This window comes from Ohtaekwangia kribbensis (assembly GCF_042676245.1).
Lineage (GTDB): Bacteria > Bacteroidota > Bacteroidia > Cytophagales > Cyclobacteriaceae > Ohtaekwangia > Ohtaekwangia kribbensis.
Window position 1 is genome coordinate 1,009,738 of the sequence record NZ_JBHTKA010000007.1, and the last position, 13,549, is coordinate 1,023,286.

The following is a 13,549-nucleotide window of genomic DNA, read 5'->3' on the forward strand; positions in this document are numbered from 1 at the left end:
CAACGCCTGTAAAAAAAGAGGCCCATCCGCTGCGGCAACAGGGATGGGCCGACAACAAAGATTTGTAAACCTTTATCGTCTACTTATGAGCTTGAAATTACTCAAAATATTGATGTTCGCATCAAAACAAATCCTCTATGTTTTTGTGTGGCAATGTATAGCCATGCAGATTTTGCTCGCGGAACCGTCCCATGGTCAAACCATACGGGAGGTGAAGATTGCTATTGACCTGAAAGAAGCCGGTATAACAAAAGTATTCTCGGCCATCGAGGAGAAAACAAAATATGTGTTTGTATACCAGAGTTCCGTAAAAAAGGTAAAAGGTCGATTTACTTTTCAGGACAAGAATATAACAGTTGCTGATATACTCAGCGAAATATCACGTAACAGCGAGCTGCAATTTCGCCAGATCAACTATAACATTATTGTTTCCCGCAAGACCATGCCGGAAAAGGAGAAACCGTTGCTGGTAATAAAAACAATACAAGGTATAGTTACCGATGCGACTACAGGTGAAGTTATACCCGGAGTAAATATACTGGTGAAAGGTACCGCGACCGGTACAACCACCGATATAAACGGAAGCTTTACACTGGATGCCCCGGACGATGCCGTGTTGCAGTTCAGCTTCATCGGGTATAAAACCATTGAGCGTTCCATTGCCGGACAAACTACATTGGACATTCAGCTTCCTCCGGATTCAAAGTCTCTGGAAGAAGTGGTGGTAGTCGGATATGGTACACAGAAGAAAGTAAATATGACAGGCGCAGTAGACCAAGTGACCAGTGAAGTATTTGAGAACCGCCCCGTAGCGAACCTGACGCAAGGTCTGCAGGGACTTATACCCAATCTGAACATCCGCCTGGAAGATGGTAAACCGATTCAATCACCAAGCTATAACATTCGCGGAACCACTTCAATTGGACAAGGTGGTAGTGCGTTGATTCTGATTGACGGTGTTGAAGGTGACCCGCGCCTGATCAACCCACGCGATATTACCAGTGTATCTGTTCTGAAAGATGCAGCGTCTGCTGCTATATATGGAGCCCGTGGTGCATTTGGTGTTGTGCTCATTACAACGAAGCGACCTGTGAAAGACCGCCTCACGATTGATTACACCGCGAATTACTCCATCAAGAAACCCACCGCTGTACCTGAACTTGTAACCGATGGCTATACCTGGGCATCGGTATTTAATGAAGCGTGGACGGCCTGGAATGATTACTCACAAACACCACAGAACGTAAACAAGACGTTGAAGTTTTCTCCCGAATATCTCGCCGAGTTGAAGAGAAGATCGGAAGATCCAAGTCTGCCACGGGTAGAAGTAGGACCTACCGGTGAATACGTATACTACGGAAGCACTGACTGGTATAACGAACTCTATAAAAAATCGAACAGTGCCATGGAACACAACCTGAGTGTGTCCGGAAGCACTGATAAAACTACATTCTATGTAACGGGTCGTTACTTCGATCAGAAAGGATTGTTCCGCTATAACTCGGACGATTACAAGATGTATAACTTCCGTGCGAAAGGATCGATACAAATCAGACCGTGGTTGCTGTTGGAAAACAATGCACAGTATTCAACCATGAATTATCACAATCCGCTCAACGTAGGTGAAGGCGGAGGTATATGGCGAAATATAGCGGATGAAGGTCACGTGATGTCGCCTATGTTTAACCCGGATGGAACGTTAACCTATTCTGCTGCCTATACTGTAGGTGACTATTGGTATGGCAAGAACGGAATTGATATGGAGAACCGTGTACTTCGTAACACAACGGCCTTTACAGCTGATGTTATCCAGGACAAGCTGAGCTTCAAAGGTAATTTTACCTTCCAGAATACAGATGACAACCAGAAGGCTATACGCGTGCCGGTTCCCTATAGCAGAAGACCGGGCGTGATTGAATACGTGGGTACTAATACCAACGACATCAGGGATGCATATTACGAGACACAATACCTGGCCACAAACTTTTACCTGGAGTATGAAAACACATTCAATCAGAAACACTACGTGAAGGCGATGGCAGGTTATAATTATGAGCAGTCAACCTATAGAGGTTTGTCGGCACAACGTAACGGTCTTATCTATGAAGATGCCAAGGATATAAATCTGGCATTAGGACAATCTATCTCGACCGTGGGCGGCTGGGACAAGTGGAATATACTCGGTGGTTTCTTCCGTGTCAACTATATATTTAATGAAAAATACCTGTTGGAAGTAAACGGACGCTACGATGGTTCTTCCAAGTTTCCGGCCAACGAGCGCTATGCTTTCTTCCCTTCGGTTTCGGCCGGCTGGAGAATTTCCAAAGAGTCGTTCTGGAATGTGTCCGATCGGTTTATCTCAGATTTGAAACTGCGCGGTTCTTACGGATCACTGGGTAACGGAAGTATAGCATCGTATTCCTTCCAGGAAAAATTTGCCATCTCACAATCCGGTCTTATACTCAATGGTGTTAAACCACAATATACCAGTCAGCCCGGTGTATTACCGGATGGATTAACCTGGGAGACATCGACTACACAAAATATAGGGGTTGATCTTTCTATGTTATCGGGACGTTTAACATTTACCGGTGATGCCTATACCCGCAAGACAACCGACATGTTTACGGTAGGTATGACGTTGCCGGCTGTATTTGGTACCGATGTGCCGAAAGGTAATTATGCCGATCTGAAAACTACCGGATGGGAATTTGTATTGGGATGGAATGATGAAGTTACAGTTGGATCCAAGCCCTTGGGATATTCGATCCGTCTTACATTAGCAGATAGTCAATCGGAAATACTCCGCTATAATAACCCTGATAAAAAACTTACTGATTACTATGAAGGTATGAAAGTAGGCGAAGAGTGGGGGTATGTTACAGAAGGCTTCTTTACTTCGGAAGAAGATATAAAGAACCATGCAGATCAAAGTCTCATCAAAGCTTCGAACTCCGGACAAATACTTCCGGGTGATATCAAGTTCAGAGACATCGATGGTAAAGTTGGTGCGAATGGCCGTACGGTTATAGACAATGGTGCCAACACCGTTAACGATCCGGGCGATATGGTAATAATTGGTAACACGTCACCACGGTATACCTATGGGGCGCTGTTCGGTCTTGACTGGAATAACTTTTTCTTCAACGCATTCTTCCAGGGCGTTGGTAAACAAGACTGGTGGCCCGGTGCTGAAGCGGATTACTTCTGGGGACCTTATAACCGCCCCTATAACAGTATGCCGCAGTCGATGCTGGACAATTACTGGACAGAAGAAAATACTGATGCATACTTTCCGCGCCTGCGTGGCTATACAGCACAAAGCTCATCGCGTGAGTTGGGTGTGAAGCAAACAAAGTATCTTCAAAATATAGCCTATATCCGGTTGAAGAATATACAGCTGGGCTACAATCTTCCGCAGCATATTGCAGAGCGTGTAAAACTGAACAGTGCCCGTATCTACATATCCGGTGAGAACTTATGGTCATGGTCTCCACTCTATAGAATTACGCGAGATCTTGATCCGGAGAGCACAGGCCCTTCTGATAAAGTACTGACTACAGGATCATCCGGTAACGGCAATAATTACCCGATGCTGAAGAGCTATACCATTGGAATTTCACTGACACTTTAATTCGATCATTCATCCGATTTAACAGATCATGTATATGAAAAAATATAGTCTGTTGCTGCTGTTGGCTGCGTTGCTGGCAAGCTGCGACCTGGAGCAGACTCCTGAATCCACAACTTCCAAAGACGCTGTTTTCGGAAGCGAGAAAGGGCTGGAGCTCTACGCCAATTCTTTTTATTCGATTTTGCCGACTGCTAACAATATACACCGTGCAGATGAGATTTCTGATTTCGGTGCCCGGAGCCAGGTGCCTGACTACATTCGCGAAGGTGCGTTCGGTCCACGTCAAAGCTCCGGTTGGGACTGGAGAGATTTGCGCAATCTGAATTACTTTATCGAGAACTGTAACTATCCAAATATAGCACCCGATGTAAAGCGTCACTATATAGGACTTGCCCGTTTTTTCCGCGCGTGGTTTTATTTTGATAAAGTAAAACGTTTTGGTGATGTGCCGTGGATTGGCAAGACCATGGATGTAAACGATCCTCAATTATTTGCCGGTCGTGATTCGCGTGTATTGGTAATGGATTCGGTGTTGGCTGATCTCGATTATGCTACGGCTAATATCCGTACCGTTACCGACAATACAAGAAGTCTCATAACAAAATATGTTGCATACGCCTTTAAGTCACGTGTATGTTTGTTTGAGGGCACGTTCCGGAAGTATCATGCTATTGATGGCTCAGAGAAATGGTTGAATGAATCAGCAGAAGCAGCGGATGTAGTGATGACAGAATCAGGCTTTAGCATTAGCGAAGGCGGAGGTGCAGGGAAGTCTTACCGACAACTATTTACGTCTAAAACTCCTGTAGGAGCAGAAGTTATGCTGGCTGCGTTGTGCGATCCGACTCTGAGTGTTTATAATGACGCCAACTGGTGGTGGACCAGTGCTACCTATGGACCGCGGCTCAGCTTTACGCGTACGTTTATCAATACATACCTGAATATAGATGGAACTCCGTTTACCGATAATGCCGGTTATGAAACGATGACGTTTCCGCAGGAAGTAAAAAATCGTGATCTGCGTTTGAAGCAAACCATTCGCATGGGCGACTATAAACGTACCAATGCCGGAGTAACGGAAGTAGCACCTCCTGTATTTTCTTATACCTATACCGGCTATCAACCCATCAAGTGGTGTCTTGATGATACCTATTATGATGGTGGCAGTCGTAACGATAACTCGATCTCCATTATTCGGTATGCGGAAGTGTTATTGAACTATGCTGAAGCGAAAGCTGAGCTTGGTACACTGAGCGATGCCGATTGGACGAAGACCATCGGAACGTTACGCAAACGTGCTGGTATAACCGCTGGTACGTCCAGTATGCCTACCGTTGTAGATTCATATTTGCAGCGTAACTATTTTCCGGATATTGCCGATCCGGTAATTCTGGAGATACGAAGGGAGCGTGGTATTGAATTGGTGTTGGAAGGATTTCGTTTTTATGACCTCGTTCGCTGGAAGCGTGGTGATCTGCTGGAGCAACTATGGAATGGCTTCTATGTACCGGCTCTCGATCAACCACTTGATCTGAACGAAGATGGCAAGATGGATGTATGCTTCTATATAACAGCACCACAGAATCCGCTGCCGGGTGTAACGTATGTAAATGTAGCACCCACTATCAGCGCAGGTGTTAACCCGCAGCGATTGTCCAATACAACGTCTGGTGAAATAACCTGGCTTGCCAACATTCCACGGAAGTGGGATGAGAAAAATTACCTGTATCCGATCCCCGAGAACGATCGCCTGATGAACCCTGCCTTAGGACAGAATCCGGGCTGGGAATAATATAGAGAAAAATGCAGGAGCACCGCCCATGATAAACGGTGTTCCTGCTATATATGTATATACAATGATGAGAAGAATGAAAAAACTAAGTGTTTGCCTGATCTTGCTGTTTGCAACGGGTATGGTATACGCACAAACGTATCGCATTGCAACCTACAATGTGCGTTATGATAACAAAGGTGATAGTCTCAATGCGTGGAAAGACCGGTTGCCGATAATTGTGCAGATGGTTAACTTCTACGACTTCGATATATTCGGAGCACAGGAAGTGCTCAACAACCAGCGTGAAGATTTATCGTGCCAGCTGCCCGGTTACGACTATATCGGTATAGGTCGTGATGACGGTGACAAGAAAGGTGAGTTTTCGCCTATATATTTCAAGACCGACAAATTCAAACTGCTGCAGAAAGGTACGTTCTGGCTATCGGAGACAACAGACAAGCCTAATAAAGGATGGGATGCTGCGCTGCCTCGCATTTGTTCGTGGGGTGAATTTGAAGATCGCAAAAGCGGGTTGAAATTCTTTTTGTTCAACACACACTTCGATCACCGGGGCGTGGAGGCCCGCAAGCAAAGCGCGCAACTTATTCTGAACAAGATAAAAAGTATAGCGGGTAGTGCTCCCGTTGTGCTTACGGGTGATTTCAACGTAGATCAGTTCAATGAAAGCTATACGTTGCTGAATACGTCTGGCATGATGAAGGATGCTTTTACCATAGCGCCCATTAAACTCACTCCCAACGGTACATTCAACAGCTTTGATATTACCACCAAGACAGATCGCAGAATTGATCACATCTTCCTGACAGCCGCGTTTGAAGTAAAACGATACGGTATACTAACGGATACTTATAGTGGTAAATTTCCATCCGATCATTTTCCAGTAATGATAGAAGTAAATTATACGGCAGCGAAAGGTAAACGGTAATTCGAACATCGAACCCAGGTATCAGGATGATGCCTGGGCTTTTTTATAGTATATACTTAGGATGTGTTGGATTTTACCGGGGCAGGTAAATCTCAAAGGAAGCACCTTCATTAACGCGGCCGGTTGCTGTGATGAAGCCCTGGTGGTTCTGAATAATCTTTTTACATATAGCCAGTCCTATACCGGAGCCAGAATACTCAGACCGTCCGTGCAGACGGTGAAACAGGTTAAAGACTTGTGTAGCGTACTCCGGCTTAAAGCCAATGCCATTGTCTGTAATGGTAATCTTATGGTATAGCGTATGCACGTCAGCTTCATCCATGTCCAACGCAGAACCCGGTATACTTTCATAGCTGATAACAATATGCGGAGCACGTTGCTGATGACTATATTTCAGAGCATTGCCAATAATGTTATCGAACAACTGGTTGATCTGAAACGGTACTCCCAGTATCTCCGGGAGGACATCAAATTTAATATGTGCGTTCTTGTCTTCAATGGTTACTTCGTGCGCATCAACCACATCCTTCACAACCTTGTCCAATGATACCCATTCGAGATTGGGAATAGTAGATGCTGTTGTAGCATATACCAGCAGATCATCGATCAATATCTGCATGCGTTTGGTAGCAGTAACCGAGCGCTCCAGGAAATCTTTTTCTTTTGGTTTAAGATCCTTTAGTGATTCGTAGAGATAGTTATTGAAGAAAAATATTTTACGGAGCGGTTCCTTCATATCATGACTGGCCGCGTAGGTAAATTGCTCCAGTTGCTCGTTATACCGCTGTAGTTTATGATTGGCTTGCTTGAGCTGACGTGTCCTTTTTTCAACTTCTTTCTCGAGCGCATCCGTCATCATTTTCTTTTCTTCGATGTCTACGCACGAACCTAAATAACCTTCAAAAGTTCCGTCTGAAGTATACCAGGGAATGCCATGCTCCAGTATCCACCGGTATATACCATCATTTCTTCGCAGGCGATATTCAATTTTATATTCTTCGCGCTTATCGAACGCCCGACTATAGATCATCAGGTATTGGCTGATATCTTGCGTATGTATACTTCTCTTCCAGTCGCTTTCTGTGGCGGGATATATTTTTCCGGTAAATTCCTGCCAAGCCCGGTTAAAGAAACTGCGATTTCCGTTTGACTCGGCCATCCAGAATAATACAGGTGTGGAATCTGCGGCTTGCCGGAAACGATCTTCGCTTATTTGTAAGGCCAGTTCGGTATTCCGCAGTTCGGTTATATCTACCAGCATGTTAACTGCTTCAACAACTTTTCCGGAAGCATCCAGGAATGGTGTAGGGTGGGGAAGTACGTGGCGCCTTGTTCCATCCGGGCGCTCAATCACAATTTCTTTTCCATATACCGGCTTGCCTTCCTGAAGAGCAATCGCCATCGGGCAGGAATCAGGAGATAGAAGTTCACCATCGAGACTATACATTTTCAAGGAGCCACACCACAAGTCAGTACCGAGCTGCGGTTTACGTCCCCACAGTTTCACAGACGACTCATTGAAACTTGTTATAACACCGGTTGAGTCGCAGGTATATACTGAAGCCGGTAAGCTTTCGATCAGTTGACGATGTCTTTTCTCGCTTTCTTCCAATGCCAGCAGGGAGCGCTTCTGTTCCGTTATATCAGTTGTGAAGCAACGGGTGTGAATGAACCGGCCATTTTCCCAAAGTACATTCGAGTTAATGGATACAATCTTTATACTTCCATCTTTACAACGAAGAGAAGCTTCATACTGCGTCAACGTCTCCTGATTACAAAGCCGGTTTAATATATCCGTGATCTTGTCGTTATCCACATGGAATTCGGTAATGTGATGCCCTATATATTCATCGCGGGTATAGCCCAGCATTTCCAGTTCAGTTGTATTGGCCCACGCGATAATTCCATTGGCATCTACCCAGTGTATTCCGATAGCAACGTTGTCAACATAGTCTTGGAAATCCTGTCGCTGAAGTTCGGATTTACTTCTCTTCGGTTCGCCAATGGCATGAAAGCACGTAACGGCCCCGGTAATATCACCGTGTGTATTTTTTAACGGTGTGATGCTGGCCTGGACAAAAAGCTGTGAATGATCCGGACGCTCGATATAGAATTGATGATCCTCGATCGCTATACCGCTCTGCAGGCAGCTGGCAACGGAACTTTTATGATGTGGAATATATATACCTTCTGCTGAATACAAGCGATACGCTCCGCTGAAGCGTGCTTCATTTTGAAGCGCTCCGGGTGTTTGTCCCCAAAGTTCAACTGCCTTTTGATTGTACTTCCGGATGATCCCGGCAGCATCGCAGATATAGGCTCCCCAAGGAAGAACCTCAAGGAGGTCATAGTTCTTGAATGAGTCGTCCTCTGCATCTAACGCTACGTCCGTGCTTAAGCTGATTTTTGAAAAATCCGTTAGGTTTTCAGTCTTCATGGTGGTTGAAGTTGAATAAAAAGTGTGGGGGAGGTGCGCTTGATTCTTTCATTGCCCATTATGGCGAAAAAAATCCCCAGCTATAGGATCGCTTGTAACTACGAAGCGCTTTCGAAAATGATTTCGTTGTTAGATCAGTCACATTGGCTGGTTAAACGACAGGGTTCAGAAAAATAACCGTGCCAACTGCCGGGCTATCCGTCCCATGTTGCTTCCGCTGGTTGTTGTCCGAAGCCAGAAGATAAGATATGACCAAATCTTCTTCATTCTTTTGATAACATCTTTTTAAATGCAAGGAGGCTTGGTCCGGGTAAACATAGCGCAGCCAGTCCGATGCCATTGAAAGTCAAACTCTCTTACAACAGGAGTATATATAAATGCGGATAAAATCCTATGCTGCTATACCTGCACGTGCTATAGCCAAGTTATTGAAGGTGACACGTCCACACAGGATACTGAATGCGATTAACAACACGCTCAGTAATGCTTCCGTTGAACACGTGTGCAAGTCCGGTTCGTGCATGCGTACCCATGAGCACCAGGTCAACCTGCTCCTCGTTCGCGTAATCAATGATTCCATCTGCTTCGCTGCTATAATTGCTCAGGTGTGTCGTATAGTTTTTTAACTGGTAGCGTATGGCAAAAGCTTTCAGCGCTTCATTTGCTTCTGCATGATTTCTGAAACGGGACGGTGTGTTGATCAGCAGAACGTGTAAAGTAGCCTGAAAGAAATCCTGTACTTCTTTTACCTTGTTCATGAAGTTTGCATGTTCAGGCGAAAGCGTACTGGGTAAAAGTATATTTTTAATAGTATCGATGGCTGGAGCCTGTCGTACAGCGAGTACCGGAACCTGTGCATGCCGCACCACTTTTTCCGTAGTAGAACCAATGAAGATTTCGGCAAGGCCGCTGGAGCCGGATGTACCCATAACGATGAGATCTATATTCTTGTCTTCGCTATATTCCAGGATGGAAGAAAGAATATCGCCATTGGTTATTTGATAGGAAGAGCGAATGGCGGGTATATTTTCATCTGCCAGCAAAGTCTCAAAATTTTTAATACCTGCCGCTTCCAGGTCCTCCAGCAATGTAGGATCCGTATAGGGCAGGCCTCCAAGCCCCGGATCGTAAACCACTGGTATATTGATAACGTGCAGTAATAACACCTCACCATTATTTTTAGCTGCGATGTTCGCGGCAAGCTTGTAAGCTTCCCGGGCCGGAGAAGAAAAATCGCAAGGAACAAGTATTCGCTTCATAATTGTTTTTTTCGAATGTATAGTGCGCTGATTCTCTTTAAAACGACTTACATCATTTTTGATTTCTGATAAATATCAGTGACCCCGTTTTGTAACAGGGGGTAAAACGTTCGGTAAGGTACAACTTACAAAACCGGGCCATGCTGGCGGATGATTAAAATGTCATTATAATAACAACAGGCCCAATTGCCTTCACTTCGAGCCCGCGCTATATCTTCATAAGACTCCGGGCCTGCTGTTCTCATTGTGTAATTTTGACATAATGAGACGATTGTGTATTATTGATATACCGAAATATCCATAACCCTTATACCATCCGCCATGAAAATCCGGAAAACTCTATTCGTGTTAGCACTTATTGCGCTTAGCGTTTCGCTTTTATATGGTCAGAAAACACCAGCCACTGCGGGAAGCCTGCCACTGGTTACAGGCAGAGATATAGCTGTGGCTCAAACGACTTATGGAAAAGTGAGAGGTTATATTCACAACGGTATATATACCTATAAGGGTATTCCGTATGCAAAGGCCGAGCGCTTCATGGCACCGACTAAACCCGATGCCTGGCAGGACGTACGAAGTTCACTGACGTACGGTCCCGTATGTCCGTTGATTGACCCTACAACGGGCGTGAACGATGAAGTTGAATTTGTATTTCACCACGACTGGGGATATCCCAACGAAGATTGCCTGCGACTCAACATCTGGAGTCCCGGTATAGCTTCGGCAACTGATACCAAGAAGCGACCGGTGCTGGTATGGTTGCACGGAGGAGGACACACGGCCGGTTCTTCACAGGAGTTGCCTTCGTATGATGGCGAGAACCTTTCGCGAAAGGGTGACGTGGTCATTGTATCCATCAACCATCGGCTTAATGTTCTTGGCTTTTTGAATCTGTCGGCATACGGTCAGAAATATAGCGCGTCACCCAACGTCAGCATCATGGATATAGTAGCTTCACTCGAGTGGGTAAAAGCAAATATAGCGAACTTCGGTGGCGATCCTTCGAACGTTACCATCTTCGGACAATCCGGTGGTGGTGGTAAGGTAAATACGTTGCTTAATGCACCATCGGCCAAAGGACTTTTTCACAAGGCAATTATTCAAAGCGGTGGCCTCGGACTAAATTTTCAAGACAAAGCTGTTACGACCCGTGTTGCCGCTGCGGTAATGGCAGAGTTTAAACTACAACCATCGCAGGTTGATTCACTTCAGAAAGTACCGTTCACGCTTCTTGCCGCGGCTGCCAAGAAGGCACTCGCTAAAGTAAATGACGAACTGAGAGCAGAAGGAAAAAGTGCCGGAGTATTCGGGCTAACCTGGGGACCGTGTCTCGATGGTACATTTCTTCCATACCAGCCATCGGACGCACAGGCCAAAGCGTTGTCAGCAAATATACCGTTGATGATCGGGTCTACGAAGAATGAGTTTATGAATTCGCTGCGTATGCCGGAATTGAGACAAGGCACTGCTGACGACATGAAGAGCTTTTTACAGAAGCAACTGGGGGATAAAACGGATGCGTATATCCAGGCCGTTAAAACGGCATACCCGGCTGATAAGAAGCCAAGTGACCTGATCGATGTGGATGACCTGTTTCGGAGAAGTGCTATCCGCATGGCCGATCTGAAAACTGGAGGCGGAGCTGCCCCGGTATATATGTACCTCTTCGCATGGCAGTCTCCGGTAATGAACGGAAACTATAAAGCTATTCATTGCATCGAAATTCCGTTCGTGTTTGATAATATAGCGCGCTGCGAAGAAATGACCGGTGGAGGGAAGGAAGCCCATACACTCGCAGATAAAGTGAGTCAGGCGTGGATTAATTTTGCCCGCAGCGGAAATCCGAACCACAAAGGTTTACCAACCTGGCAGAAATATACTCCGCAGAATGGCGCTACGATGATCTTTGATAACACGTGTGTTGAGAAGTATCACCACGACAAAGAACTGTTGTCGCTAACGCCTGATCGCGTTCTCTGACCGGTCGCTATATATAGCAAAAGTCCTGCATGCGGTATATGCAAGACCTTTTTTATGATTCATGTATTTAGAATGCCAATGGCCTTACTCCGGCAGACCAGTATAATACCGACTTTTGCTTTTCATACTCCGCAATAGTCTTGATAAGTTTGGATTGTGCGTTGAAGAGTTTTTCCTGCTGAACGTTGATTTTGAATAAGTCGCTCTCCCCATTTTCAAGGTTTAGCAGTTCGGCACTCATTAAGCGGTTATAATTATCAACCATGGCACGCTGCTGTTGAAGGATGGTTCCGTTGTTGAGCAGCTGATTGTACGCGGCCTGTATATCGTTAATGATTTGCCTGCGGGTAATGTCACGATCGTATGTTGTATTCGAGATCTTCAGTCTCGTCTGCGCTACCTTCGCTCGTTCTTTTCTCAGAAATATAGGTATAGAGAAGTCAATGCCGAGTTTATAGTTGTCGTCCAGCACAAACGAGTTGCTGGTACCTTCGGGAGTAAAAGGCTGGTTCAGCATATAATATGAAACGTTGAGACGCGGTTTCATATACTCCGAGGCAAGTCGCTTGTCGAGTTCAAGTTGCTGAATTTTCAAATTGAGTTTCCGTAATTCCGGGTGATTCAACTTTGCTTCACTGATCAATTCTTCCAGTATATTCTTCGAGAGTAACATAGACGATGATGGGACAACCGGAGCATGCTGCAACGACAGGTCTACCGGGTTCATCGTGCTGTCCCATAAATAGGTTGATATCTTAATGGTACTGTTCTTCAAGGCAAGCAGTGCTTCCTGCATATTTACTTGTCGTTCCAGCAAGGTTATATTGGCCTGAACCGTGTCCATCGTAGCCAGTTCGCCACCCTCAAAATTCATTCTTACTCTTCTGAATATTTCTTCGGCAACAGCCGTTGTGCGCGTGGCGAGGCGATAGTTATAGTAACTGTAGTACCATTGCCAGTAATCTTTCGCTGCTTCGAGTAATAACTTGTTAATGAGTTTTACCTGTTCGGCTTCCATCATATCACGGAACAATTCGGCTTGCTTCAGAGCCGTTCTGCGTTCATCGGTAAGCAACCCCTGGCCCAATGGTAATGATATACCCGCATAGAGCTGCTGGTAATTATATTCACCGGATATATAGTGCTCCGGATTCAGACGATCCCCGGTGTTCCGCTCAACACCAATGACAGGAGTTACCGGGCTGGCAGTCGGAAACTTTATACCTCCGTTAAACAGGCGATAGTATTCTGTATTGTTATAGTGCTTCAGCAGGAATTCACTTTCAATTTTCGGATCAAAATTGCCACGCGCCAAACGTATCTCCTGTTTGGCTACATCCGAAAGTAAATTGGTTTGTTTCACCACCGGGTGGTAACGTATCACCAATTGGTAAAAGTTTTCAAGGGTAACGGGCTTTGCCGTATCCGGCAAAACAAAGATCGAATCGTTTCCCTGTTGCGCCAGAGCGGAGTTACCGCATATACCCAACAACATGATCAGCCATACTTTCTTCATAAC

Annotated in this window: 7 protein-coding genes; 4 read left to right on the forward strand and 3 right to left on the reverse strand. The window is 45.4% G+C overall.

All coding sequences use genetic code 11. The features are described from left to right. Positions 1–85 precede the first annotated feature (85 nt). The 3 genes from ACFQ21_RS19280 (at position 86) to ACFQ21_RS19290 (ending at position 6,354) form a co-directional block, all read left to right on the forward strand. Positions 86–3,634: a SusC/RagA family TonB-linked outer membrane protein gene (locus ACFQ21_RS19280; protein WP_377581345.1), complete on the forward strand. Its 3,549-nt coding sequence runs from the start codon at positions 86–88 to the stop codon at positions 3,632–3,634. A 34-nt stretch (positions 3,635–3,668) separates the two neighbouring features. Further along, entirely contained in the window at positions 3,669–5,426 is a 1,758-nt protein-coding gene (locus ACFQ21_RS19285) for a RagB/SusD family nutrient uptake outer membrane protein (RefSeq protein ID WP_377581347.1), read from the forward strand. 76 nt (positions 5,427–5,502) lie between these two features. Next, the gene (locus ACFQ21_RS19290; RefSeq protein WP_377581349.1) at positions 5,503–6,354 is read left to right on the forward strand and encodes an endonuclease/exonuclease/phosphatase family protein; all 852 of its coding nucleotides are present in this window, start codon (positions 5,503–5,505) and stop codon (positions 6,352–6,354) included. Positions 6,355–6,427: 73 nt separating this feature from the next. Here ACFQ21_RS19290 and ACFQ21_RS19295 read toward each other — a convergent pair whose 3' ends face one another. Further along, positions 6,428–8,791 carry a PAS domain S-box protein gene (locus ACFQ21_RS19295; RefSeq protein WP_377581352.1) on the reverse strand — a complete coding sequence of 788 codons (2,364 nt, stop codon included), beginning with the start codon at positions 8,789–8,791 and terminating at the stop codon, positions 6,428–6,430. Positions 8,792–9,216: 425 nt separating this feature from the next. Next, positions 9,217–10,050, reverse strand: a complete 834-nt coding sequence (locus tag ACFQ21_RS19300; RefSeq protein WP_377581354.1) for a universal stress protein — start codon at positions 10,048–10,050, stop codon at positions 9,217–9,219. A gap of 321 nt (positions 10,051–10,371) precedes the next feature. On the opposite strand from ACFQ21_RS19300, the gene ACFQ21_RS19305 reads away from it, so the two are divergent. Beyond that, complete coding sequence (locus ACFQ21_RS19305) at positions 10,372–12,030, forward strand: carboxylesterase/lipase family protein (protein ID WP_377581357.1); 1,659 nt, start codon at positions 10,372–10,374, stop codon at positions 12,028–12,030. A 67-nt stretch (positions 12,031–12,097) separates the two neighbouring features. Here the strand turns inward: ACFQ21_RS19305 and ACFQ21_RS19310 are convergent, their stop codons facing one another. Then, the gene (locus ACFQ21_RS19310; RefSeq protein ID WP_377581359.1) at positions 12,098–13,546 is read right to left on the reverse strand and encodes a TolC family protein; all 1,449 of its coding nucleotides are present in this window, start codon (positions 13,544–13,546) and stop codon (positions 12,098–12,100) included. Between the last annotated feature and the right edge of the window lie 3 nt (positions 13,547–13,549).